Origin of the sequence: uncultured Pseudoxanthomonas sp., from assembly GCF_947498795.1 — a bacterium.
GTDB lineage: Bacteria > Pseudomonadota > Gammaproteobacteria > Xanthomonadales > Xanthomonadaceae > Pseudoxanthomonas_A.
In genome coordinates this window covers 354,129-379,403 of the sequence record NZ_CANMLQ010000002.1, presented here as the reverse complement: position 1 = coordinate 379,403, position 25,275 = coordinate 354,129, and the positions used below count along the sequence as shown (strand labels likewise).

The window sequence follows — 25,275 nt, the reverse complement described above, 5'->3', positions numbered from 1 at the left end:
CCGATGCCCGCTTCTCAGTCACTGATGACCACCCGCCGCGGTGAATTCCGCACGCTGTACCGCGCCCTCGCCCGCAAGCCCGCCGCCTTCGCCTCCACGCCCATCGTGTTCTGCGAAGGCGACTCGTGGTTCTCCACGCCACTGTCGATGAACCTGCTGGACTGGCTGGTGTACCCCGCGCCGGAGGACGAAAAGAAGGGCGTGCCGCTGTTCGGGGCGGGCGGCCTGTTCTTCCGTACCGAGGACAGCGGGGATCTGGCAACCGACATGTTCACGGCCAGCGGCATCCGCGACCTGTCCACGTGGTATCGCGGGTTCGAATTCGACCTGGTGCTGGTCAGCGCAGGCGGCAACGACTTCGTCGACACCTTCCTGCAGGCCACGTTCCGCGCGGCGGCACCGATGAGCCCGGCGGCGGCGTTCCAGCGTGTCGTGGACACAGGTCGTTATGCCGAGGTCCTCGACCGCTACCGCGCCTTCATCACCGCCTTCCAGGCCATCCGCCCGCACACCCCCATCCTAGCGCACACCTACGACTACCCGCGCGAGCTGGGACGGGCCGCGCAGCTGACCCTGGGCAACCTGGGCGCCGCCGCCCTGCTCAAGAAAGGCGTGGGCCCGTGGATCGGCAACAAGGTTGCGCACGTGTTGCCACGCATCGAACAGCAACGCGAGTTCGCCCGCCTGCTGATCGACGGCTTCGTCGAGCGCGTGCTGGTGCCGCTGCGCGACGACCGCACCACCGGCAAGGTCTTCGACTTCGTCGACCTGCGCGGCGTGCTGACCCGCAGCGACCAGTGGTTCGACGAGATGCACCCGACGGGCGCGGGCTTCGCCGCGCTGGCGACGAAGTTCCGCCAGCAGATGCAGGCGAAACTGGAAATCAAGCTGGGGTGATGCGCGGCGTGGATTCGTAGGATGGGTCGAGCGCAGCGATACCCATCGCGCACACCGTATGCCGTGACGATGATGGGTATCGCCTTCTGCTCAACCCAACCCTCGGGCTGTAAGCTCTAAGAATCCGGCGGAGCATGCGAGCGGGCGGTATGGGCGTCGATGGCGCTCGTGATGGCGACCGCGTCTTCATCCGTACCCGTGAGCAGTGAGGCCAATGCCGCCCCACGAAAGAAGCGGGCCAACGAGAGGCGGCTTCCATCTGGGGTCTTCATCCATAAATTCTTGTCCCGAAGGGCGCAGAAGCCGAGCACCATCTGGATGCGCTGGTCGCTGATGCCCTCCGGCGCGACCGAGGCTGCGTCCATGGCCGCGATGGCCTCGTCCTTGTCGACGTCGTTGTATTTGCCTGCCGACCGTTCCGCGTAGTCGTCGATGACGAGTTCGGCGAACAGCGCATTGCGATAGGCGTCGGGATCGCGACGATAAAGCAGTACCCCGGACAGCACTCTGACGGCGCAGGCATCGGACCCAAGCAGCAGCTCGGGTACCTTCAAGGAATCGTTATCGATGAGCGGCTGCAGTTCCCGAAGCTGGACAGCGGCACTGCCCGAATCCGTCGTGGGCACGGGTGAAGAGGACAAGGATGAAGCAGCGCACAGAATGGAAGCCGCCGCGCACGCGCGCAGAAAGATGGTTGGCACTGGCGACCCCTTGCCGGACAAAGGCGACGCGGAGTATTTCGTCACCGCCAAAGAAGTGTCAACGGGGAACTCGTGTGGACGCCGAGGCCGGCCGACCGGCGCCGCAGATCACTGCCACGTATCGTCCAGTTCGTAGGATGGGTTGAGCCGCAGGCGATACCCATCAAGCACCAGATGGAGGCCACGATGATGAGTATCGCCTGCGGCGCAACCCCTCCTACGCGTGCCAGGTATCTTCCAGATACCGCGGCCTGCAGGCGAGATAGCCGCCGACGAGCAGCACGCCGACGCAGGCGGCGAGAAAGGTCATGGGCCACGTCCACCCATGCGTGTGTTCGTGCAGCAGGCCGAACGCCAGCGGTCCAGCGCACGACAGCGTGTAGCCTACGCCCTGCATGAAGCCGGACAGCGCCGCGGAGCCTTCGGGCGTGCGCGTGCGCAGGTTGATCATCGTCAGCGACAGCGGGAACGTGCTGGGGCCCAGGCCGAGCAGCGCGACCCACAGCGCAGGTGCCGCCATCGGTGCGAGCAGCAGGCCGGCGAACGCCGCGGCGTAGAAGCCCGCGCAGACCACCACCACGATGAACGGATTGCGCATGCGCACGGCGATCAGCGGCATCGTGAGCGAGGCCACCAGCCCAAGCGTGGAAAACAGCGCCACCATGGTGCCGCCCAGCGCCGGCGTGCCGCCTGCTTCGACCAGCAGCTTGGGCAGCCAGGTGAACATCGAATAGGTCACCAGCGAGGTCATGCCGAACATCAGCGCCATGCCCCACGCCACCGGCGAGCGCCATGCGCGGCCCTGTGGTCGCGGTGCCGCGAGCTCGGGCGCTTCATCATCGACGGCAACCGCTGCGTCGTGCGCGCGGGCGAGCGGGGTGTTGCGTTGTCGCTCCTGCCACAGCACCAGGCACCACGGCACCGCCGACGCGGCGGCGAAGACCGCCCACAGGCCCAGCGAGACGCGCCAGCCGGCCGCTTCCATGACCGGCACGGCAACCAGCGCCGGCAGGATGGTGCCGGCCTGCAGCACGGTGATGTACAGCGTGCTGACCGTACCCACGCGGTCGGCGAAGTAGCGCTTCACCAGCGGCGGCAGCACGATGTTGCCGATGCCCATGCCGGCCAGCGCGGTGAGCGAAGCCGCCATCAGGGCCGTCGTGTCGCCCGCCGCACTGCGCAGCAGCAGGCCGAGCATCGCCAGCAGCATGGCCAGCAGCGCCGTCCGTTCCAGGCCGATGCGGTGCGCCAATGCAGGCGTAGCCACGCCGAACAGCGCGAACGCCGCGGTCGGCAGCATGCCGAACACGCCGGTGAGGGTGGCACCGAAACCGAACGTGTCGCCCAGCATGTCGAGCAACGGCGTCAGCGAGGTGACCGCGGTACGCAGGTTGAAAGCGGACAGCACGATGCCGAGCAGCACCAGTCCGCGGCCGGACCAGAGCGAAGCGGGTGCGGCCGATCGAGTCTTCACGGATTCCATGCGCCCATTATCGGCGATGGCCTGCGACAGCGCGTCGCATGGGCAAGGACGGTGTGTCCTGCGGCACCGTACGCGATGCCATAAGAAAAGGCGGACCGAAACCCGCCTTCCCTCATGCTGGCCGCACCCGGACCGCTCAGTACGTACCGGTCATGTTGACGAACCAGCCGCGATGATCGAAGTCGAAGTCCGTCAGGTCGTCGCTGAAGCGGGTGAAGTTGTACCCCGCACCGATGCGGAAGTGCTTGTTGAGGTCGCGGTCGACGCCGACCAGGAAACCTTGCCGTGCACCGCCGTCCTCGACGTCCAGCCAGCGGTACTCGCCCAGCACATGCCACCGGGTGCGCAGTTCGTACCGTGCCTGCACGGCGCCGAACGTGGTGGCCGAGTCCAGCCACACGCCGGTGCCCCGCCCCAGGCGCACCTCGCCTTCGCGACGCGACAGCTTGCCGGCGAACTCCCAGTGCTGGTCGTGCTTGTACACACCTTCCAGCGAGACGATCTGCGAGCGCTGGTCGACCTCCGCGCCGCCCAGCTGGCCCATGCTCGCCAGGTCGTACAGATAGGTGTAGCGCCCGAACAGGCCCCATCGCTCGCTGTTCCAGGGTCGGTAGGCGAAGCCCACGCTGCCCTCGATGAACCTGGCGCCTTCCTGCGGATTGAGCCGGTCGTCGGTGTCCGCATAGTTCAGGCGGGCCGCGATGCGCCAGCTGTCGCTGAAGCGATGGGTCAGACGCGTGGTGCTGACCCACTGCTCGCGCTGTTCCGCACCGGTGTCCTCACGCCATTCCAGCTTGCTCTGCCAGTCGGTCTCCGGCGAGGTGTGGCCGCCGGACACGCTGACCGCGCGGCGATCCACCACGCCACCGGATCGTGCGTTCTCCAGTTCGCCTTCCGACAGGGTGAAGCCCGTGTTCCAACCGCGCGCCGGATAGAAATCCATGCCGAAGGTGTGCGCCAGGCCCGACGTGTCGCGCTCCTTCAGGAACTGGCTTTCGTTGAACACGTTGGCCTGATTCGAGATGCGCCAGCGCTGGCCCAGCGTCCAGCCGTTCTGCCCCTTCGGGTTGAACAGCGAGTCGTAGCCGGTGGTGTCGGTCGAATGCGTGTAGCCGCCATAGAACGTGTGCTCCGGCGTGATGCGGTATTCGGCATTGACCGTCGCCGCATTGCCACGATCGCCGTCGGTGACTTCCGCGCCGATCGACGAGTTGTCGCCGAACAGATGCCTGGCGCCCAAGGTGTAGGCGTCGTTGTCGGCATACTGGCCGCCGTCGTCGTCCACGGTGAACTGGGCCACGCCATACACGTCCCACGCGCTGCCGATGCGGTGCTGGTACTTCAGCGCCGCCAGCGTGCCGGCGGCATCGACGGCGCCGCTTTCCTCGTTCACGCGTCGCACTTCCACGCCCAGCGTGCCGTCGTCGCTGATCCGCCATTCCACCGTCGCCTGCGCCTGGTCCAGCGTGTCCGTGCCGCGTTCGGCGCGGGTGTAGCGGCTGTACAGGCGGATGTTCTGGTCGAACTGGCCCAGCACTTCGGCGCCATACTCGGTCACCGGCAGGCCGTTGTCGTAGCGGGATACCGAATAGCCGGCGTCGGTGCGGCGCCACCAGGCCCCGGCGCTCCAGTCGTGCTCGGTCCAGCCCAGTTCCCTGAAGTTGGCGCGTGCCTCCAGTGCCTTCGCCTCGCCTTCGCGGTTCAGCGCGGTGTCGTTCTGCTGGATGAAGCTCAGGCCGCCGTTGTCGGAGAAGAATGCCGGCAGGCCGAACGACTCGCTGCGCGCGTACTCGGCCTTCACGAAGGTGCCCTTGCCCGCCTGCAGCGTGAGGTCGCCGCCCTTCAGCGTGTAGTCCTCGCCCGCACGGCTTTCGTCGATGTAGGTCGCGCCCACGCCGACGTGGTCGCCGAACCAGTGCTTGCCGCGCAGGCCGACAGTGAGCTCGTCCGCGTCGAAACCGGACGGCACCCACTCGTAGTCCACCAGCAGGCGCTGCTCCAGGCCATCGAGCGGCGCATCGCGCGTGAGCGTGGGATTGTTGTCGCGGCTGATCTGCGCCAGCGGGCGCGTCAGCAGCAGGCGGCCCTGCAGTTCGTCGATCTCGTAGTCCGTGCCCCGCTGCAGTACCACGCGGTTCTCGGTACGGCCGGTGGTGCGATCACGCACCTCCAGCGTCACCACGTCCGACCCGGGCAGCAGGTCCGTGTGGCGCAGGTAGTAGAGGCTGCCGCCGGTACCGATGAATTCATTGTGGCCCGGCGCGCTCTCCGGCTGGGACCCGAACACACGCAGTTCGCTGCCGGCATCGCCCCACCGGTTGCTGGCATTGGAGCGCCAGTTGAGCGCCGCACCGTACAGCGAACGCTGGTACTGGCCGAATTCGGTACCGGTGATTCCGGTCGCATAGTTGCCCCACAGGGCCTGGTTCTTGTCCCAGTCCACGCGCAGGTAGAAGCGCCCCATCGTGTCGACGTCGCGATAGGTGTTCGAATCGTCGCCGTAGACCGGGTAGTACAGGTCGGGGTCGAGGCGGCGGAAGATGTCCTGCGGATCGGCCTGGGTGAAGCCGTCGAACAGGCGCTCCAGATCGCGTTCGGTGGTATCGGCCTGCGCCGTCACCAGGTACTTGCCCCGCCATTTCGCCTTGCCGTAGAACGCCAGCCGGCCGTCGCTGATCACATCGTCCTGATAGCGCGCATCGCCCTGGAACGAGGCCGACGAACCGCTGATCCTGTTCTGCGCGATGGTCACGTCGGCCACGCCCACGCCGAAGAAGTAGCGGCCGCTGACGTCGATATCCAGCGAATGCGATGGCGTCGGCGCTTCGCCGTCGCCATGCCCGCCCACCGCGATGTCGAAGCGGTGCTTGCCCACCGGCACCAGGTACTCGGCAACGAACTTGCGCTCCAGGTCCACCGGGTATTCCTGGCCGTTGATGCGCAACGCAGCATCGGCGGGCAGGTTGCGGCCCTGGATGCGCACGCGCGAGCCGTAGAGCGGGATGTTCTGCTGGCGCAGGCCATTTCCCGCGAAGACGTCGTCGATCAGGCTCTGCGCCTGCGCCTGCTCTGTGCTGAGTGCATTGCCCAGTTGACGCTCGGTGCTCGTGCGCAGTGCGGTGGCGCCGCGTTCGGCTTCCTCCGGCGACACCAGCTGCAACGTGCGCGGCAGGGTTTCGTCGACCTGGCCGTCGGCTCCCGTGGCGCGCAGCACGTAGACCAGCTCATCGCCCTTGCGGAAGCGATACTTGGCCGGAAGCGCGCCGTCCCATTCGGCGCGCGTCACGGCCGCCACATCCAGCGGCACGGTCGCCAGCGGCTCGATCAGGTCCGCATCGCTCGCGCGATACACGCTGATCTCCAGCCGCGCGATGAAGGCCGGATAGTTGCCGCGTACGTAGAACGGCACCGGCTTGAGGATGCCCGTGCCATCGAACGCCGCGAACGACGGTGCGGACACCGACAGTTCCGGCTGGCCGAGCGTGGGATCTTCGGTCGCCCAGATCGCGCCGCCGCCGGGCAGGTCGATCGAGAACTTGCCGGTCACCACCGCCTTGGCCGGCGATGCCGCCTGCACCGTCACGCGACGGTCAGGCTGCAGCGCGACCGAGGTGGCGTGCGCGCCGGTCGCCTGCGTCACCGGGTCGTCGTAGCTGCGCGTGCGCAGGCGGAAGAACAATCCGTCCTCGCTGGTGCAGCGTTCCGTATCGCACGTGACCGTCGCGCCTTCGCCCTGCACCGGGTTGTCCGCGGTCGTGGCCGCTTCCTGCGCGGCCACCATCGGCGCCGCACCGGCCAGCAGCGTGATCAACGTGTAGTCCAACAGCTTCATCTTCATGCGCTTGTCCATGACCCGCCCCCTCAGTTCCGCGCGCCGTCGGGCGCGACCGGGTCGTTTTCGATTTCCACCCGCAACGTCGCGCGGGCCGATGCGCTGAGTCGTCCGGCGAGGGCGTCGAATACCGCCTTCGCACGTTGCATTCCCAGCGCGCTGTTGTAGGCATGCGAGCCGCGCCGGTCGGCGTGGCCCACGATGACGACGCCGCCTCCGCCACTGCGTTCGAGCGCGGCCGCGATCGCGTCGAGCAGCGGTGCGAACTCGGCGCGGATCGTCGCCATGTCGGTATCGAACAGCACCGTGCCGAGCAGCGCGGCGTCATCCCGCACACCGGCGACCAGCGACGCCGGCGCCTCCGGCTTTGCGCGGACGCTCACCGTCAGTGCCTTGGCCGCCGGCCCGTCGAGCTGGGCCAGCAAGGCGTCCTTGACCGCATTGGCCCGATCGAACGCGCGTCCTTCGCTGTCGCCATCGGCTTGGATCACCACCTCACCGCCTTGGTACTCGCGCACCTTGGCGGCCATGGCACTCACCAGCGGCTGGTAGCGCGCGGGCAACACGGCGCTGCCCGGCGCGAACTGCACCTCGCCCAGTTCGAGTTCCAGCTGGTCGCTGCCGCCTTCGATCACCTGTTCGGGCAGCACCACGCCCCAGTCGAAGCGCACCGGCACACCGGGGGTCACCCGGCGCAGCAGCGGGTTGTCCGTCGTCATCGTGGTGCCGGCGGGCAGCGTGGACGGATCCACCTTCAGGATCACGTTGCGTCCGCGCTCCCACGTGCCACCGGACACGCCGGCGAGGTGGTAGCGGCCGAACAGGTCGGTCTCGATCAACAGACCTTCCACGGTGGCGATGCGCACGCCCGGCACGCCGCGTTCCTCGATACCGGCGTTGCCGATGACGTAGTCCACCACGTAGCCGTCCGCGCCCTGCGCGACACGACGCTCCACCGTGGGCATCGCCGCCGTGAGGCCCTTGGCCGCGTCGCCACGCGTTTCGACCGAAGTGACGCCGTGGCGGTCCATCCGCAAGGTCACGCCCTGGTCGCTGCTCAGCACGAAGTCGTCGGTGAAGCTGGGCTCGCGCAACGTCTGGCGGATCACCACCTGGCGGTCGCTCACGGCATCGGCCTCGGACTGGCGCCCCTCCACCGTGCCCACGACGATGCCGTGCAGCAGCGGCGCGCTGGCATCGGCCTGCGGCTGCGGACCCGTACCGCGATCCAGCGTGGTCGAACCCGCCACGTAGGCAGCCGACGCGAACCCTCCCTGCACGCGGATACCGCTCAGCGTGGCGCTGTCCTGCCAACCATCGCCGTCCCGGTCGTTGAACACCGTGCCGAACAGCAGGCTGTCTTCCACCATCGCGTCGGCCACCAGCATCACGTCGGCGCTCGCCACGTTGGACAGCGGCTCACCGGACGACGACACCGCTTGCGCCTGGTTGACCTGCGTGCCGGCGCGCGTACCGGCGCCTACCCGCATCGCGTACACCAGGCGGGCGCTGCCACCGACCGGAATGTCGAGGCCTTCGAACCGCACCGGAGACTGGCCGGCCACCGTGGCGGCGTTGTCGCCGTCGCTGACCGACAACGAGCCTTCCACGTAGGTGAAGCCCGCGGGCGGCGTATCGATGATGCGGCCGTCGACCAGCGGACCGTCGCCGAGGTTCTCGACCGACACCGTGTATCGCACCAGGTCGCCGGTCTGCACGTCGCGCACGCCTGCGGCCTTGGTCACGCGCAGCAGCGCTTCGCCACTGACCACCACGATGGCATCGGCCGTATCGCAGTTGGCCGGGTTCAGCACTTCGCACAGGGTGTACGGATAACGGTACGTACCGGGCGGCGTGCCCGCGGTCATCGTGACGGTGCCGTCGGGGTTCATCACCAGTCCCGGGATGGGCGGACTGCCCGGCACCAGCGTGACCTGGCCGATCTGCGCAGGACCACCGCCCAGGGTGTCGTTGCCCAGTACGCTGGGCGAGGTCCCGCCCGTGCCGCTGCGGATCGGGACGAACGCGTCCTCCACGGCATCGATGATCGTGGCCGTCACGGTGAGCGTGACCGTCGCGTCGTCGCAGTTGTCCGGCGTCTGCGCTTCGCAGAGGCGGTAACCGATCGTGTACGTGCCCGCCGGTGTTCCGGCCGGGACGGACACGTTGCCCGTCGCCGGATCCAGGACCGGGACCGGACCACCGTTGAGCGAGGTCGCCGGTGTGGTCACCGTGCCGGTGACGCGCGACGGATCCACCACCACACCGTTGATCGTGTCGTTGTCGTAGACGTTCCCGACCGACGGATTGCCGCGAGCCCCATCCACGGAGGCGGGCGCGTCGTCGACCGCATTCACCGCAGGCAGGATGTCGGTGTCCACGCTGCTGGTCGGCGTGCTCACGCCGGGCGACGGAGCGCCTCCCGGCGGCGTGGGCGGCTGGCCCGTGGCCATCGCGGTGTTGCGCACCTGGCCGGCCAGCACGTCGTCAGGCGTCACGCTGTAGGTCGCGTTCGCCACGACCTTCTCGCCCGGCTGCAGCTGTCCCGCCAGGCCCGGCCACGCGTAGGCCAGCGGACTGAGCCCGGCCATCGCATCGCTCACGGACACGTTCGCCAGGGTCACGTTGCCGGTGTTCTCCACCTCGAACCGGTAGGCGATCGTGCTGCCTGCGCGGTACGGGCCCGTCGACGTCACCGACTTCACCAGCGTCATCGCCGGCAGCTGTTCGGTCGCCGTGTCCACTTCGCTCGAAGAACTGGTGATGGCCGGTGGCGTCGGCCCCCCCGGCGGCGTCGGCGGCTGACCGCTGGCCGTCGCGCTGTTGTGCACGTTGCCGGCGGCCACTTCTTCCGCCGTCACGGTATGCACGCCCGTGCAGGTGGTGCTGTCGCCAGGCTGCAGCGTCGTCGACGCGCAGACGGCTGGCGCATCGAGTCGCGCGTCGTTCACCACGATGCCGGTGAGCGACAGGTTGCCGATGTTTTCGACCACGAACTGATACGCGACGACGCTGCCGAGGCGATAAGGACCGGTCGATGTCACTGACTTGGTGATCGACAGGACGGGGGCCTGTGCGGCCAGCGCCGTCGTGACCGGCGTGCTGGCGCAGCCCGCGGCACAATCCGGATCGCCGCCGCCCTGGATGCTGGCGATGTTGTCGACGCTGGCGGCCGCGGACACGGTCGCCGTCACCGGGATCACGTAGGTCGCCGTGTTGCCCGGCGCGGCATGGGACAGGCCGGCCGGGACCGCGCACACCACGGTCTGGCTGCCGGACGGATTCGTCGCGCAGCCAGCGGGCAGTGTGCCGATGCTCAGGCCTGCGGGCACCACGTCGGTCATCGTCGCGACCGACGATGTCGCGGCAGTACCCGAGTTGGTCACCGTGATGAGGTAGTCGTAGGGCACCGCAACGACCGCGGTCGCCGGACCGGTCTTCTGGATCTCGAGGCGGGGTGCGACGATCGGCGTATCCACGGGTGCGCTGGCACAGCTGCCGGCGGTGGCGCAGGCGGGATCACCGCCGCCAGTCACCGTGGCCGTGTTCGACACGGTGGTGTTGTTGACGGCACCCTGCGGCGTCGCTGCGATCACGAAGCTCGCGGCATTGGCGGGTGCGATGTTCGACAGCCCCGAGGCGATGGTGCACACCACCGTCTGGCTGCCGACCGGGTTGGTCGTGCAACCGGCGGGCAGCGTCCCGAGGGTGAGGCCTGCCGGCACCGGGTCCGTGACGGTGGCAGCGGCGGAGGTCGGCCCTGCGCCCGTGTTGGTGACCGTGATCGTGTAGTCGAACGGCACGCCCACGGACGCCGCGGCGGGCGCGACGATGGATGCGGTCTTGGCGATTTCCAGCCGTGGCTGGCCCGCGAACGCAACGTGGAATGCGCAATCCTGCGTCACCGGCGTGACGGTGTAGGTGTAGGCGCCGGCGGTCGGGCCGCTCAGCGTGCCGGGGCACGTGTTGGCGCCCGGCGGGGTGGTGATCGTGGGAACGTGGCCTGCAGTGGTCGGGGTGAAGGTGAAGCTGGTCCCCTGCCCGTCCTCGATGACCTGCGCCGCCGCGTTGCCCAGGGTGCCGCCGGCGACGCTGGGCGTGACGATCCAGACCCGGGCGAAGTCCGCGGTGACCTGCAGGTCCTGCGTGCCCATCTGCACGCGGCATTCGTTGCCGGTCACGCTGGCGCATCCGCCTGTCCAGCCCTTGAAGAGCGAACCGTTGTCGGCCACGGCGGTGAGGTAGGCCTCCTGCCCCTCACCCAGGTTCCCCGAACTGCAGGCCGTCCTCGCGCCGCCCGACGGGCAGGCGTAGACCGCGGGAATGGCATTGAGGCGTCCGCTGCCGGCACCGGTGGTGTGGGCGGTGAGCAGGTGCTGCGCGGCACTCACGGGCGTGCTGAGGCCATCGGTATTGTTGGCCGCGACGCTGTCCGACATCCCGGCGGGCGGCGTCACGCTGACCACCGTCACTACCGGCGTACCGGCCGATGCCGCGGTGATGCCGTTGACGGTATAGACCAGCGACTGGCCCACCGGCAGGTTGGCGGTGGCCGTCGACAGGGTGCCGGACCCACTGCTGGTGGCGCCGCAGCTGGCCGTGCTGCCGCCCGGGACCGCACAGGTCCAGGCGGCGGTGCCGTTCGCACCGCTCAGGCTTTGCGAAAGGCTTGCGCCGTTGGCGTCGACCGGACCATGGTTGGTCACGGTGATCGTGTAGGCCACCGCGCCACCGACCAGGTAGGACGGCACGTTGCCGTTGCCGACACTGACGCCCAGGTCGATCAGCGTGGTGCTCGCCGGCGAGATCGTGGTCTTGACGAGCGGCCCGATGAAAGGGCTGACCGTATTCGCGCGCACATCGTAGTCGCCATTGTTGATGACGTTGTTCGGGCCGGTCGTCGCCGCACCGGCGGGTACGGTGAACGTCACCGGGAAGCTGCCGCCGGCGCCGGCCACGAGATCGCCGACCGGACAGTCGATGTAGTCCGCGCGCGGGGCCGTGCCGGCGTGGGGACCGGAACACGACGCGGGAAACGCATTGGGGACGAACGTGAGCGGCAGGCCGTTTTCGGTGATCGGCGCCGCGAGGCGGACGATCGAACCGAGCGCATAGACGCCCGAGTTGTTGACGTAGTTGTAGGTGTAGGTGACCTGCTCACCGGGCTTGGTCGTCGACGGGCCGACGGCGGACACGCTGAGACCCGGCATCTTCGAACCGAACACGTCCATGTAGACCTGGGCGGTGTGGTCGGCGGCGCCTGCGGAGCAGTTCGCCACGTAGACCTTCAGCCGTATCTGGTCGCCGACGTCCAGCCGTCCGTTGCCCGGCGAGATGTCGAAGCCCTGCCAGTTGGTGAACTGGTAGGCACCGAACGACTGCCAGGGAATGCCGGCCTGGTTCGAATAGTTGAAGGTATGGAAGAGCTGGGTGTTGCCCTTCGTCAGATTGATGACTTCGACGAAGAAGAACGGCTGCTGGCCTGCGGGATGGTTGGGATTGTTGAGCACCGGCGCCATCGCGAAGCGCAGGTGGACCTTGCCGTCGACGGGATCGACGTCGCTCAGCACCATCGTCGCTTGCTGCTCCATCGCATACGCGGCGCGCGCACCGTTGCCACCCAGCAGCGAAGACGCGGTGCCGGAGAAGGGATAGCGCGCACCGTTGCCACCGGTGTTGGCGGCAGTGCCGGCCGCGGTGAGGATGCGGACATTGCCGCCGAAGGCGGTGTTGACCGTGTTGCTGCTGGGAACGGTCTCCTGCACCGCACCCAGGGTCAGCTGGCTGCTGTTGGTCGGCGGCACGACCGGCAGGGCACTGGATGAGCGCGTGTAGCGTTCGAGCTTCCACTCCGAGAAGTTCTGCGTTTCGAAGCCGCCGTTCTTGACCTGCGCGTGCGCGGCCGGGAGGAACAGCGCCAGAAGCATCAGGACGCAGACCGTGGCGATGCGTTTCCTTCCGTTCCCGTGACAGGCCAGGGCGGCCCATCGTTCTCCAACTACCGCGGCAATCTGCATGATCCGTTCCGTCCTGAAAGCAAGAAGACTAGAAAGCGCCACGGGCGACCCCGTGTTGCGCGAGCAAGAAGTGGTGCGCATGGCCATGCCCGGCGTGCGATGCGGATGCGGCGTGGCGCGATGCCATGCATCCGGGACAGCGAGGCCGTTCAATGCGCGTGCCCGCTTGCGCGCCGCGCATCGTCGACCGTGTTCACGGTGATGCCGTTCGGCAGCACCATGTCGCCGGCGCGCTGGCCGGGCTTGCACCGGCCCAGCCAGCGCCCCTTGAACGGCACGTGTCCTGTGTCGTTCGAAGGAGACGCCGGGTAGCGGATGCGATAGGTGCCCTCATACCGGGCCTGCATGTCGCCCTGCACCTTCACCTGCGTGTCGACGCGCTGGCCGTGCGTCTCGCAGACGGTGTTGATCTCATGGCCACTGCCGTTCCTGGAAACGGTGATCTGGCGGCACTGCTCGCGGGCGGGAAGCAGGAACAACGGCACCACGCGCTCGGCACCCGCGTCGGTGCACTGGAGCGCGGTCATGGCAGGCTGCATACGCCCGCCCGCACCCGGTGGTGCGTGCGCGATGATCGTCACCTCCCACAGGCCGGCCTTGCGTACCGGCACATCGGCATAGGCCTTGCCGTCGGCAGCGTCAGCCAGGCAAGGCAGCAGGGTCGACGCGAGCAGCAGGAGCCGCCATGGCCGGAAAGACGCGCGGCAGACCGACATCGGCCTGCTGTTGGCCCGCGCACGCGTGCCGACGACTGATTCCATCGATTTCCCCCAAGTGACCAAACCGCGTGTCGACGTCCCGCACTGCACGACGCCAGACGAACCCCGAGACATCGCCTCGGCGGCTCCCCGGAAGGCGCCACACCACGCCGGTACGGACGTTTCCCCTGCTCACGAAAGGCAGCTTCCCCGCTGCACTTCTTCGACGTTCTTCCCGTTCCTATCGGCATGCCGACGCAAAACTGAAATTCGAATTTCGCAAATTCCGTGACGCGCGTGACGCCGTGCAAGTCCGGTGCCAGAACGGGAGCGCCCTAGGCTCGCCCTGCATCACGTCGACGTCGTGCGCAGGCGGGACGCGCGGAAAAGGGGCATGTCCGCGCCGCTGCGCGGCGGCAGCAGTGCCGGGCTCGCCTGCGTTTGCGCGGGGCGAACCGAGGGCACGGGCGGCTACGCTCGTGCCGCGAGCCGGGAAACCGACACAGCCAGGACGGAAGTCCGGCGGTCGTAGAAAGACACGGACGATGGCCGTGCACAGGCACGATGCGCCGCAATGCGGCACTCCGTGACCCAAAAGAAAAAGCGGGCCGAAGCCCGCTTTTCCGTCATGCCTTGCGATGTCGTGCGGCTTACTCGGCCGACACGCCCTCGCCTTCTTCCACGGCCTTGATCGACAGGCGGATACGACCCTGCTTGTCGACTTCCAGCACCTTGACCTTGACCACGTCGCCTTCCTTCAGCGCGTCGCTGACCTTCTCGACGCGATCGTTGGAGATCTGCGAGACGTGCACCAGGCCGTCCTTGCCCGGGAGGATGGTGACGAACGCACCGAAGTCCATGATCTTGGCGACCTTGCCTTCGTAGATGCGGCCCGGCTCGACGTCGGACGTGATCTGCTCGATGCGGGCCTTGGCGGCCTGGCCGGCGGCGCCGTTCACCGAGGCGATGGTGATGGTGCCGTCGTCCTGGATGTCGATCTGCGTGCCGGTTTCCTTAGTGATGGCCTGGATCACCGAACCGCCCTTGCCGATCACTTCGCGGATCTTGTCGGGGTGGATCTTGATGGTGATCAAACGCGGCGCGAACTCGCTCAGTTCCTGGCGCGGTGCGGACATCGCCTGGGCCATTTCACCCAGGATGTGCAGTCGGCCGGCCTTCGCCTGCGTCAGCGCCTGCTTCATGATCTCTTCGGTGATGCCTTCGATCTTGATGTCCATCTGCAGCGCGGACACGCCGTTGGCGGTACCGGCGACCTTGAAGTCCATGTCGCCCAGGTGGTCTTCGTCACCCAGGATGTCGCTCAGCACGACGAATTCGTCGCCTTCCTTCACCAGGCCCATCGCGATGCCGGCCACCGGCGCCTTGATCGGCACGCCCGCATCCATCAGCGCCAGCGAGCTGCCGCAGACCGAGGCCATCGACGAGGAACCGTTCGACTCGGTGATTTCCGACACCACGCGGATGGTGTACGGGAAGGCTTCCATCGTCGGCATCACGGCGAGCACGCCGCGCTTGGCGAGGCGGCCATGGCCGATTTCGCGACGCTTCGGGCCCATCATGCGGCCGGCTTCGCCCACCGAGAACGGAGGGAAGTTGTAGTGGAACAGGAAGTGGTCCTTCCACTCGCCGGCGACGGCGTCGATCACCTGGCCATCGCGGGCGGTGCCCAGCGTGACGGCGACGATCGCCTGCGTTTCGCCACGGGTGAACAGCGCGGAGCCGTGCACGCGCGGCAGCACGCTGACCTTGGAGGAGATCGGGCGCACCTGGTCGAGCGCACGGCCGTCGATGCGGACCTTGGTCTTCAGGACCGAGGCGCGCATGGTCTGGTATTCCTGCTCGCTGAATTCCTTCGACAGGTCGCCCGTGCTCCAGGCATTGCTCTCGGCCTGCGGCGCCAGCGCGCCCAGGATGGCCTTCTTCAGGCTGGAGATGGCATCGCGGCGCTCGATCTTGTCGCGCACCTGGAACGCACCGGCCAGGCTGTCGCCCACCGCATGGCGCAGGGCGGCGATCAGGCCTTCGTTCTTGGCCGGCGGCTGCCAGTCCCACTTCGGCTTGCCGGCTTCGGCCACCAGCTCGTTGATCACGGTGATGACCTTCTGCATCTCGCGGTGACCGAACATCACCGCACCCAGCATCACTTCTTCCGACAGCTCGGCGGCTTCGGATTCGACCATCAGCACGGCGTTGGCGGTACCGGCGACCACAAGCTCCAGCTTGGAGTCCTTCAGTTCGCTGACGGTCGGGTTCAGCACGTACTCGCCATTGACGTAGCCGACCTTGGCGGCACCGATCGGGCCGTTGAACGGCGCGCCGGTCAGGGCGACGGCGGCGGAGGCACCGATCAGCGCCGGGATGTCACCGTCGATTTCCGGGTTCAGCGACATCACCGTGGCGATGACCTGCACTTCATTGCGGAATTCTTCCGGGAACAGCGGGCGCAGCGGGCGATCGATCAGGCGGGAGATCAGCGTCTCCTTCTCGGTCGCGCGACCTTCGCGCTTGAAGAAGCCACCGGGGATGCGGCCGCCGGCGTAGAACTTCTCCTGGTAGTCGACCGTCAGGGGGAAGAAGTCCTGGCCCTCGCGGGCGGACTTCGCGGCCACGGCGGTGACCAGCAGCACGGTGTCGTCGAACTTGACGACGACGGCGCCGCCGGCCTGGCGGGCGACTTCGCCGGTCTCCAGGGTGACCTGGTGCTTGCCGTACTGGAAGGTTTTGGTGATTTTTGCCACGGGGGTTTCCTTGGGATGCCTTGTGCGGGTTGGACCTCACGCGACCCTTGTCGCGCGTGGCTGGCCGGATGCGTCCGGCCGGTGGTGCTGGGAGGGGCGGGCCCGGTGCGGCCAGCGGATGCAGCGCATTCCGTTCCCTGAAATGCAAACCGCGGCGCATCTCTGCGCCGCGGTCGGGGGTATATCAGCGACGCAGACCGAGCTTTTCGATCAGGGTCTTGTAGCGCTCGTTGTCTTTCTTCTTGAGGTAGTCAAGCAGGCTGCGGCGGCGATTGACCAGCTGCAGCAGGCCACGGCGGCTGTGGTGATCCTTCTTGTGGGTCTTGAAGTGGCCGCTCAGGTGCTCGATGCGGGCGGTGATCAGGGCCACCTGGACTTCCGGCGAACCGGTGTCGTTGGCGCCGCGCGCGTTGTCGGCAATGACTTTCTGGGTATCGATGGACATGCGTTTTCTCTGGTGGATGCGTGGCCTGCAGGAACGCGGGTGTCCTCCGCGCGCACCGCCTGGCCCGCCGTTGATGAAGCTGGGAAATGAACGAGATACCGGCATAAAACCGGCGGCGTAGTGTAGCCTCCGGGTCCTTGTGAAACAAGGTTCTATTGCGAGCGGTCCGTCTTCACGGCGGTGCCGGCCACCGCCCAGGCGAACAACCGCTGCGGCGACAGTGTGCCTTCGGCATCGACCGTCCCGAGGCCCAGCACGCGTCCTTCCGGCCCGTGGATCGCCACCGGGACCTCGCTGGGTGGATACCCCCGCAACCGTTGCCCCTGCGCCAACCGGCGTGCACCGACAGCATCCACCTCGACCCGCGGGAAGCCGGCCAGACCGGACTCGATGGGCAGCAGGCAGGCCTCCAGGGCAGCGTCGCCCCCTTGTTCAGCCAACGCCTGCAACGCCTCCAGGGTGTACATGGGCGCCTGCAGGAACGGATCGACCCAGAGGCGCCGCAGGGCCCCGACATGGGCGCCGCACCCCAACGCCTCGCCGAGGTCACGGACCAGGCTGCGCACGTAGGTCCCGGACCCGCATTCCACGCGCAGGGAAAGCCGATCAGGCGCGATCCCGAGGATCTCGATGCCGTGGACCTCGACCTCGCGCTCCGGCGCTTCGATGACGTCACCCCGCCGCGCCTTCGTGTAGAGCGGCTCGCCCCCCTGCTTCAGCGCGGAGTAGATGGGAGCGCGCTGGCGGATGCGACCCTTCAGTGGCGCGAGCGCAGCAGCGACGGTGGTGGCATCCAGCGGCGGTATCGGGCGCTGGCGCAGCGGGACGCCATCGGCGTCGTCGGTATCGGTGGTCGTTCCGAGCACGGCGACCGTGTCGTAGGCCTTGCGCGACCCCAGCAGCAATCCGGCGATCTTGGTGGCTTCGCCGAAACACAGGGGCAACAGGCCGGTCGCCAACGGATCCAGGCTTCCGGTATGACCGCCCTTTTCGGCCCTGAACAGGCGACGCGCGACCTGCAGCGCACCGTTCGAACTCATGCCCTGCGGCTTGTCGAGCAGCAGGATGCCGTCAAGGGCGCGGAACTTGGTCTCGGGCGACGCCATGGGAAGCAACGCGTTCCTTTCGTAAGTGCAGGCCACGCCCGCGACGCTCTTCGCATGCAGGGAAGAGCAGGAGCATGGCGCGCGCCCGCAAGCGCGGCTAGCGGGTTCCGCACACCAACGGTGGCGCGGACCGTCCGACGGACGGCACGGCGGTGGGCTCGACCATGCGCGGGCCGGGCGCCGCCTCCGCTTACGGATCCCGCGGCTCTTCGTCGGCCGGCGGGGGCGGCAGGTCGCGCAGCAGATTTTCGATGCGTTCGCCGCGGTCGACGGAATCATCGTAGTGGAAATGCAGCTCCGGCACGTGACGCATCTTCACGCGTCGTGCCAATTCCATGCGCAAGCCCCAGGCCAGTTCCTTCAGGCCCTTCATCGCCTCGACCGAGCGTTCCGGCATCAGGGCGGTAACGAACACCTTGGCGTGCGCCATGTCGCGGGTGACTTCGACGTCGGACACGCTGACCGACGGCAGGCCGTGCTCGCGCACGGCCTCGTGCACCAGCGTACCCAGCTCCCGGCGGAGCTGGGCGGACACGCGGTCGGTGCGGTGGAACGACTTGGTCGGCATGATCAGAGCGTGCGCTGCACTTCGATGCGCTCGAAGCACTCGATCTGGTCGCCCGGCTGCACGTCGTTGTAGGCCTTCACGCCGATGCCGCACTCGGTGCCGTTGCGCACTTCGTCGACGTTCTCCTTGAAGCGGCGCAGCGACTCCAGTTCGCCTTCGAACACCACCGTGCTGGCGCGCAGCACGCGGATCGGCTTGTTCCGCTTGACCGTGCCTTCGACCACCATGCAGCCTGCGACCGCGCCGAACTTGGAGCTGCGGAACACGTCGCGCACTTCGGCGATACCGATGATCTCTTCGCGGATCTCCACGCCCAGCAGGCCGGACGCCACCTGCTTCACCTGGTCGATCACGTCATAGATGATCGAGAAGTAGCGCAGGTCCACGCCGTTGGCTTCGATGATGCGACGCGCGGACGCATCGGCACGCACGTTGAAGCCGATGACGGTGGCCTTCGAGGTGACCGCGGAGTTGGCGTCGGACTCGGTGATGCCGCCCACGCCGGAGCTGATGATGTTGATGCGGATCGACTCGTTGGACAGCGCGACCAGCGAATGGCGCAGCGCTTCCACCGAACCCTGCACGTCCGCCTTGACGATCAGGTTGAGGCTGAGCTGGCCTTCGCCCTTGCCCAGCTGCGCCATGATGTCTTCCATGCGGCTGCCGGCAGACTGCACCAGGCGCGATTCGCGGCGCTTGGCGTCGCGCTGCTGCGCCACGTCCTTGGCCAGGCGCTCGTCGGCGACCACGACGAAGTCGTCGCCCGCCTCCGGCACGCCGGACAGGCCCAGCACCTGCACCGGGATGGACGGGCCGGCCGACGGCGGCTGGCTGCCGGTCTCGTCGAACAGTGCCCGCACGCGGCCGTACTGGATACCGCAGACAAGGTAGTCGCCCTTCTTCAGGGTGCCCTGCTGCACCAGCACCGTCGCGACCGGGCCGCGGCCCTTGTCCAGCGAGGATTCGATGACCACGCCGCTGGCGCGGCCGTCTTCCACGGCCTTCAGTTCCAGCAGTTCGGCCTGGATGGAGATAGCGTCCAGCAGGTTGTCCACGCCCTGCCCCGTCTTGGCCGAGATCTCGACCATCTGGGTGTCGCCGCCGAACTCTTCGGCGACCACTTCTTCGGCCAGCAGCTCGTTCTTCACGCGCAGCGGGTCGGCGTCGGACTTGTCGATCTTGTTCACCGCCACGATCAGCGGCACCTTCGCGGCCTTCGCGTGCTGGATGGCTTCGCGGGTCTGCGGCATGACACCGTCGTCGGCCGCGACCACCAGCACCACGATGTCGGTCAGCTTGGCGCCGCGGGCGCGCATCGCGGTGAACGCGGCATGGCCCGGGGTGTCGAGGAAGCTGATGACGCCCTTCGGCGTCTCCACGTGGTACGCACCAATGTGCTGGGTGATGCCGCCAGCTTCGCCGCTGGCGATCTTGGTACGGCGGATGTAGTCCAGCAGCGAGGTCTTGCCGTGGTCGACGTGCCCCATGATGGTGACCACGGGCGGACGCGCGACCTTGTCGCCCTGCTGCTCCTCCGAATGCGCCAGCAGTTCGTTCTCGACGTCGTTGGCGTCGGCGCGCACGGCCTTGTGGCCGAGTTCTTCGGTGATCAGCGCAGCGGTGTCGTGGTCGATGGTCTGGGTGATGGTGGCCATCACGCCCATCTTGAACAGCGCCTTCACCACGTCGCCGCCCTTCAGCGCCAGCTTCTGCGCCAGGTCGGCCACGGTGATGGTCTCGCCGATCGCCACTTCGCGCACGATCGGTGCCGTCGGACGCTCGAAGCCGTGCGCACCACCGCCACCGCGGCTCTGCTCATGGCGGCGCGGCGGCTTGGGCTTGCCACGCGACGCGCCACGACGGGCACGATCGGCGGCGGACAGGTGCAGCTGGCCCGCGAAACGGCTGGTGTTGTCGTCGTCCTCGACGCCGGCGACCATCGCGTGCGAACCGCGCGTCTTGTGCTTGGCGGCAGCGGCGTTGTTGCGGTCGTCGGTGCGCGGGGGATCCTTGCGCACGACCGTCTTGGGCACATGGTGGCCCTGGGTGGCGGGCTTGGCCGGACGCACCGACTCGTCGCCATCCACAGCGACGGCACCGGCGGCCAGTGCGGCGGCTTCCGCATCGGCCTGTGCACGCGCAGCTTCGGCTTCGGCGCGCGCGGCGGCCTCTTCCTGCCGGCGGCGCTCCAGTTCCTCGGCGCGCTTGGCGTCTTCCTGCGCCAGGCGCTGCTGTTCGTCGAGGTTGCGCTGGCGGGACTCCTCCAGCTTGCGCAGGATTTCCGCGCGCTCCGGATCGGCCTCGCTCTGCCAGTTGGTCGCCACCGATTCGGCGTCCGTCGGCTTCACGTACGTACGCTTCTGGCGCACTTCCACGTTGACCGTGGTCTTGCTGCGTCCGGCCGCGACGGTGACTTCCTGCACCTTGCGGCGGTTCAGCGTGATCTTCTTGGGCGCAGCTTCATCCACCGCGGCATCGCTCTTGCCGTGCGAGCGCTTGAGGAAGCCGAGCAGCTTCACTTTTTCCATGCTGGTCACGACCTGGTCGGGACCGCTGAAGCTCATGCCCGCTTCGGACAGTTGCTCCAGGAGTTTCTCTACCGGCGTGTTGACCAGTTCAGCGAGCTTGCGGATGGTGGTTTGCTGCGACATTCGGATCCTAGTTTGGGTATTCCGCCCCCCCGGTGGTGGTGGGGCAACCCTGTTCAAGAGGGGGAATTCTAAGCCCTGCGGGTGCCAGGGCGGTGTTCATGGGTGGCTCATGCGCCGCATTCCAGGCGGGCCTGGAGGGCGGTCATGCGCCGCGCTCCAAGCGAGCGATCTCTTCGGCACGGGCGGCCAGGATCAGCGCGGCGGCGCGCCCCTCGTCCAGCCCCTCGATGCCGAATTCAACCACTTCGTCGGCCGCCAGGTCGGACAGGTCCTCGCTGGTGCGGACGCCGTGCGAGGCCAGCGCGAACGCAGTCTCCTCGTCCATGCCTTCCAGCGCCAGCAGGTCGTCGGCCGGATGGTCGCCTTCCAGCCCTTCTTCCTCGGCCAGTGCTTCGTTCAGCAGGGCGTCGCGGGCGCGCGAACGCAGTTCCTCGACGATGTCCTCGTCGAAGCCCTCGACGGCCAGCAGCTCGCCGACCGGCACGTAGGCGATTTCCTCGACGGTGCTGAAGCCTTCGCTGACCAGGATGGCGGCGATCTCCTCGTCCACTTCCAGCTTGTCCATGAACAGCTGGCGGGCGACGGCCTGCTCGGCCTCGCTCTTCGCCTGGACCTGGTCGGCGGTCATGACGTTGAGCTGCCAGCCGGTCAGGCGGCTGGCCAGGCGGACGTTCTGGCCGCCCTTGCCGATCGCCTGCGCCAGGCGGTCTTCCGCCACGGCCAGGTCCATCGAGTGCTTCTCTTCATCGACGATGATCGACTGCACTTCGGCCGGCGCCATCGCGTTGATGACGAAGGTGGCCGGGTTGTCGTTCCACAGCACGATGTCCACGCGCTCGCCGTTGAGCTCGTTGCTCACGGCCTGCACGCGCGAACCGCGCATGCCGATGCAGGCGCCGATGGGATCGGTGCGGGTGTCGTGCGCGAGCACGGCGATCTTGGCGCGGTCGCCCGGATCGCGCGCGCAGGCCTTGATCTCGACCAGGCCCTGGCCCACTTCCGGCACTTCGAGCTTGAACAGCTCGATCATGAATTCCGGGGCGGCACGGCTGATGAACAGCTGCGGGCCGCGCGGTTCGTAACGCACGTCGAACAGGTAGCCGCGGACGCGGTCGCCGGCGCGCAGCACGTCGCGCGGGATGCCCTTGTCCTTCGGGATGAAGGCCTCGGCGTTGCCGCCCAGGTCCACGTAGATGTTGCCGCGCTCGGCACGCTTCACCACGCCGGTGACCAGTTCGCCGACGCGATCCTTCCAGGCGTCGACCACCTGGGCGCGCTCGGCCTCGCGGACGCGCTGCACGATGACCTGCTTGGCAGCCTGCGCGGCGATGCGGCCGAAATCGGGGTTCTCGATCTTCTCTTCGATCCAGTCGCCCACTTCGGCGCCTTCGGCTTCATCCTCGGCGTCCATCAGGCGGATCTGGCGGTCGGGCGATTCCATCACCACGTCGTCTGCCACCACTTCCCAGCGGCGGAACGTCTCGTAGCTGCCGTCCTTGTGGTCGATGGTGACGCGCACCTGCACGTCCTGATCCAGGTAGCGCTTCTTGGCGGCGGACGCCAGGGCGGCTTCGATGGCATCGAAGATGACTTCGCGCGGCACGCCCTTCTCGTTGGCCACCGCGTCCACGACCAGCAACAGTTCCTTACTCATTGATCACTCCGCGCGCGGCTTGCGGGCCGCCGGTTGGTTGGGTTTTTTCTTGGCTTTCTTGGCCGGCGCACGCGTGGCGTCGCCGGCTTTCTTGGCACCGGCCTTGCGGCCGCCACCGGGTTTCTCGGGCGCCAGGCCCAGCGCGGCCCAGTCGGGGACCAGCCGCGCCTTGTCGATGTTGTCGAACGCCACCGTCATCTCGGCGTCGTCGACGGCGAACACGATGCTGTCGCCTTCGAGGCGTGTGATCTTGCCCTGCAGGCGACGGCGACGCTCCTGCGGCAGCTTCAGCACGACCTTGGCCGTTTCGCCGACGAAGCGCGCGTAGTGCTCCAGGCGGAACAACGGCCGGTCCACACCCGGCGAGGAGACTTCCAGCGTGTAGTTGCCGGAGATCGGATCCTCGACGTCGAGCTGCGCGGACACTTCGCGGCTCACCGCTTCGCAGTCTTCGATGTTGACGTGGCGCGTGGCGCGCTCGGCTTCCTGCACATCGATGTAAAGGCGCACGGTGGCGCCGCCGGGCGCGGGCAGGTATTCGATGCCGAGCAGCTCCACGCCCAGTGCCTGGACGGTGGGTGCCAGCAGGTTGGCGATGTCGTTGGCCTTGTCGCTCACGGATTCGCTGCCGATGGTTCGTGGTTCTGCATTCGCTGAAACAAACAAGGGGCCCGATGGGCCCCTTGTCCGATACGCTGGATGTCGGTGCAACGACGGGAACATGCGTCGTTGCGTGCCCAGGCTTTTCGTTGGCCGCCGGTATCGGCGACCTCGGATAAACATGGTAGCGGGGGCAGGATTTGAACCTGCGACCTTCGGGTTATGAGCCCGACGAGCTGCCAGACTGCTCCACCCCGCAGCAGAAGCGAAATTATGATGAATACGCCGACGCATTGCAAGCCTTGCCATGCACCGAATTGAAACATCGCGTTCATCACGGGTGCCGGCAGCGCCCTGCCGGCGAAAGACAGCGTGGATCGCGGGATGCGACCTCAGCCCGCGAAGGCCAGCTTGCACCACGCCATGATCGGGTTCCAGGCGATGCCCAGCACCAGCAGGGCCAGTGCATTGACGCCGAACACCATCGGCACCACGCGGTCGGCACGCGGCGGCGGGAGTTCGCCCACCGGCTCGTCGAAATACATCACCTTGATGACGCGCAGGTAGTAGAACGCACCGATCACGGCGCACAGCACGCCGACGAGGGCCAGCCACAGGAAGCCGCCGTTGACGGCCGCGCCCAGCACCACCAGCTTGGCCCAGAAGCCCAGGAACGGGGGCACGCCGGCCAGCGAGGCCATCACGCACAGCACCAGCCCGGCCTGCCACGGGTTGCGCGCATTCAGGCCCTTGAAGTCGTCGATCCTGTCGGCCTCGAACCCCTGCCGCGACAGCACGATGATCGCGCCGAACGCGGCCGCCGACATGATGGCGTAACTGATCGCGTAGAACAGTGCGCCCGAATACCCCACCTCGCCGCCGCCAGCGAAGCCGACCAGCAGGAAGCCGACGTGCGATACCGTCGAGTACGCCAGCATGCGCTTGAGATTGGTCTGCGCGATCGCGATGACGTTGCCGATCACCAGCGACGCGGCCGCCAGCCCCGCCAGCAACCACTGCCACTGCGCAGCCGCCGGGCCCACGCCATCCTGCAGCAGGCGGAACGCCATGCCGAACGCGGCAAGCTTCGGAGCGGCGCTGATGAACAGCGTCACCGGCGTCGGCGCACCCTGGTAGACGTCGGGCAACCACATGTGGAAAGGCGCCGCGCCCAGCTTGAACGCCACGCCCGCCACCATGAACACCACGCCCGTCAGCAACAGCATGCGCGCGTCGCTGCTTCCACCGAGCGCAGCGCCGGTGGCATCGAAGATCGCCGGCAGCTGCAGCGAACCGGTCGCGCCGTACACCAGCGACATGCCGTACAGCAGCAAGCCCGAGGCGAGCGAGCCGAGCACGATGTACTTCATCGCCGCCTCGGTGGACAGACCGTCGTCGCGGTTCAGCGCAACCAGTGCGTACGAGCACAGCGCCAGCAGTTCAAGGCCCAGGTAAACCATCACCAGACTGCCCGCCGACACCATCATCATCATGCCCGCCGTGGCAAACATGACCAGCACCGGGGCCTCGCCCGGGTACAGGTTGCGCTCGCGCAGGTACGGCCAGCCATAGACCAGTGAGAGTGCGCTGACCGCGACGATGACCACCTTGCTGACGTCGGCCAGCGTGTCGCGCACGAACATGCCGCTGAACACGGCCCCCTGCCCGCCCACGCCCGTCGCCAGCATCCATACCACCGCCGCCATGACCACCAGGGCGAGCGCGTGGGTGATGATGCGACGGGAGTTGTCGAGGAACAGGTCCAGCATCAGCAGCGCGAACGCACCACCGATCAATGTCAGTTCGGGCAGCAGCGGCTGCAGGTCGGCGGCGGAGATGGTCATCGGCGTCGTCATGGTTCTTC

At 67.6% G+C, this 25,275-nt stretch carries 14 protein-coding genes and 1 tRNA gene; 1 reads left to right on the top strand and 14 read right to left on the bottom strand.

Translation table 11 applies throughout. The features are described 5' to 3' along the window. Window positions 1–24 precede the first annotated feature (24 nt). Window positions 25–897 (top strand): hypothetical protein, encoded by an 873-nt coding sequence (locus Q0907_RS07900; protein ID WP_299343085.1) that lies wholly within the window; start codon window positions 25–27, stop codon window positions 895–897. Between the two features lie 116 nt (window positions 898–1,013). Here Q0907_RS07900 and Q0907_RS07895 read toward each other — a convergent pair whose 3' ends face one another. The 14 genes from Q0907_RS07895 to nuoN form a co-directional block, all read right to left on the bottom strand. Further along, window positions 1,014–1,643: a hypothetical protein gene (locus Q0907_RS07895; protein WP_299343084.1), complete on the bottom strand. Its 630-nt coding sequence runs from the start codon at window positions 1,641–1,643 to the stop codon at window positions 1,014–1,016. Between the two features lie 172 nt (window positions 1,644–1,815). After that, window positions 1,816–3,081: an MFS transporter gene (locus Q0907_RS07890; protein ID WP_299343082.1), complete on the bottom strand. Its 1,266-nt coding sequence runs from the start codon at window positions 3,079–3,081 to the stop codon at window positions 1,816–1,818. Between the two features lie 136 nt (window positions 3,082–3,217). Beyond that, on the bottom strand, window positions 3,218–6,931 hold the full coding sequence (locus Q0907_RS07885) for a hypothetical protein (RefSeq protein WP_299343080.1): 3,714 nt from the start codon (window positions 6,929–6,931) through the stop codon (window positions 3,218–3,220). Window positions 6,932–6,942: 11 nt separating this feature from the next. Further along, window positions 6,943–12,840, bottom strand: a complete 5,898-nt coding sequence (locus Q0907_RS07880) for an OmpA family protein (RefSeq protein ID WP_299343078.1) — start codon at window positions 12,838–12,840, stop codon at window positions 6,943–6,945. Between the two features lie 239 nt (window positions 12,841–13,079). Then, window positions 13,080–13,691 (bottom strand): DUF3617 family protein, encoded by a 612-nt coding sequence (locus Q0907_RS07875; protein WP_299343077.1) that lies wholly within the window; start codon window positions 13,689–13,691, stop codon window positions 13,080–13,082. A gap of 587 nt (window positions 13,692–14,278) precedes the next feature. After that, the gene (gene pnp / locus Q0907_RS07870) at window positions 14,279–16,387 is read right to left on the bottom strand and encodes a polyribonucleotide nucleotidyltransferase (protein WP_299343075.1); all 2,109 of its coding nucleotides are present in this window, start codon (window positions 16,385–16,387) and stop codon (window positions 14,279–14,281) included. 184 nt (window positions 16,388–16,571) lie between these two features. Next, window positions 16,572–16,832, bottom strand: coding sequence for a 30S ribosomal protein S15 (gene rpsO, locus Q0907_RS07865; protein ID WP_142124238.1), 261 nt, complete (start codon window positions 16,830–16,832; stop codon window positions 16,572–16,574). A gap of 152 nt (window positions 16,833–16,984) precedes the next feature. Further along, the gene (truB, locus tag Q0907_RS07860; RefSeq protein ID WP_299343073.1) at window positions 16,985–17,938 is read right to left on the bottom strand and encodes a tRNA pseudouridine(55) synthase TruB; all 954 of its coding nucleotides are present in this window, start codon (window positions 17,936–17,938) and stop codon (window positions 16,985–16,987) included. A 190-nt stretch (window positions 17,939–18,128) separates the two neighbouring features. After that, on the bottom strand, window positions 18,129–18,506 hold the full coding sequence (gene rbfA, locus Q0907_RS07855) for a 30S ribosome-binding factor RbfA (RefSeq protein ID WP_296282671.1): 378 nt from the start codon (window positions 18,504–18,506) through the stop codon (window positions 18,129–18,131). 2 nt (window positions 18,507–18,508) lie between these two features. Beyond that, complete coding sequence (gene infB / locus Q0907_RS07850; protein ID WP_299343071.1) at window positions 18,509–21,157, bottom strand: translation initiation factor IF-2; 2,649 nt, start codon at window positions 21,155–21,157, stop codon at window positions 18,509–18,511. A gap of 142 nt (window positions 21,158–21,299) precedes the next feature. After that, on the bottom strand, window positions 21,300–22,811 hold the full coding sequence (gene nusA, locus Q0907_RS07845) for a transcription termination factor NusA (protein WP_296282669.1): 1,512 nt from the start codon (window positions 22,809–22,811) through the stop codon (window positions 21,300–21,302). Window positions 22,812–22,814: 3 nt separating this feature from the next. After that, window positions 22,815–23,429, bottom strand: a complete 615-nt coding sequence (gene rimP / locus Q0907_RS07840) for a ribosome maturation factor RimP (RefSeq protein WP_299343069.1) — start codon at window positions 23,427–23,429, stop codon at window positions 22,815–22,817. A 164-nt stretch (window positions 23,430–23,593) separates the two neighbouring features. Further along, window positions 23,594–23,670: transfer RNA gene (locus Q0907_RS07835), tRNA-Met, on the bottom strand. A gap of 133 nt (window positions 23,671–23,803) precedes the next feature. Continuing rightward, entirely contained in the window at window positions 23,804–25,267 is a 1,464-nt protein-coding gene (gene nuoN / locus Q0907_RS07830) for an NADH-quinone oxidoreductase subunit NuoN (RefSeq protein ID WP_299343067.1), read from the bottom strand. Between the last annotated feature and the right edge of the window lie 8 nt (window positions 25,268–25,275).

Excerpts from the sequence above, each read along its gene's own strand:
- truB (WP_299343073.1), bottom strand. The coding sequence starts at position 17,938 with ATGGCGTCGCCCGAGACCAAGTTCCGCGCCCTTGACGGCATCCTGCTG.
- Q0907_RS07885 (WP_299343080.1), bottom strand. The coding sequence starts at position 6,931 with ATGGACAAGCGCATGAAGATGAAGCTGTTGGACTACACGTTGATCACG.
- Q0907_RS07880 (WP_299343078.1), bottom strand. The coding sequence starts at position 12,840 with ATGCTTCTGGCGCTGTTCCTCCCGGCCGCGCACGCGCAGGTCAAGAAC.
- rpsO (WP_142124238.1), bottom strand. The coding sequence starts at position 16,832 with ATGTCCATCGATACCCAGAAAGTCATTGCCGACAACGCGCGCGGCGCC.
- Q0907_RS07890 (WP_299343082.1), bottom strand. The coding sequence starts at position 3,081 with ATGGAATCCGTGAAGACTCGATCGGCCGCACCCGCTTCGCTCTGGTCC.
- infB (WP_299343071.1), bottom strand. The coding sequence starts at position 21,157 with ATGTCGCAGCAAACCACCATCCGCAAGCTCGCTGAACTGGTCAACACG.
- nuoN (WP_299343067.1), bottom strand. The coding sequence starts at position 25,267 with ATGACGACGCCGATGACCATCTCCGCCGCCGACCTGCAGCCGCTGCTG.
- Q0907_RS07875 (WP_299343077.1), bottom strand. The coding sequence starts at position 13,691 with ATGGAATCAGTCGTCGGCACGCGTGCGCGGGCCAACAGCAGGCCGATG.
- Q0907_RS07900 (WP_299343085.1), top strand. The coding sequence starts at position 25 with ATGACCACCCGCCGCGGTGAATTCCGCACGCTGTACCGCGCCCTCGCC.
- nusA (WP_296282669.1), bottom strand. The coding sequence starts at position 22,811 with ATGAGTAAGGAACTGTTGCTGGTCGTGGACGCGGTGGCCAACGAGAAG.
- rbfA (WP_296282671.1), bottom strand. The coding sequence starts at position 18,506 with ATGCCGACCAAGTCGTTCCACCGCACCGACCGCGTGTCCGCCCAGCTC.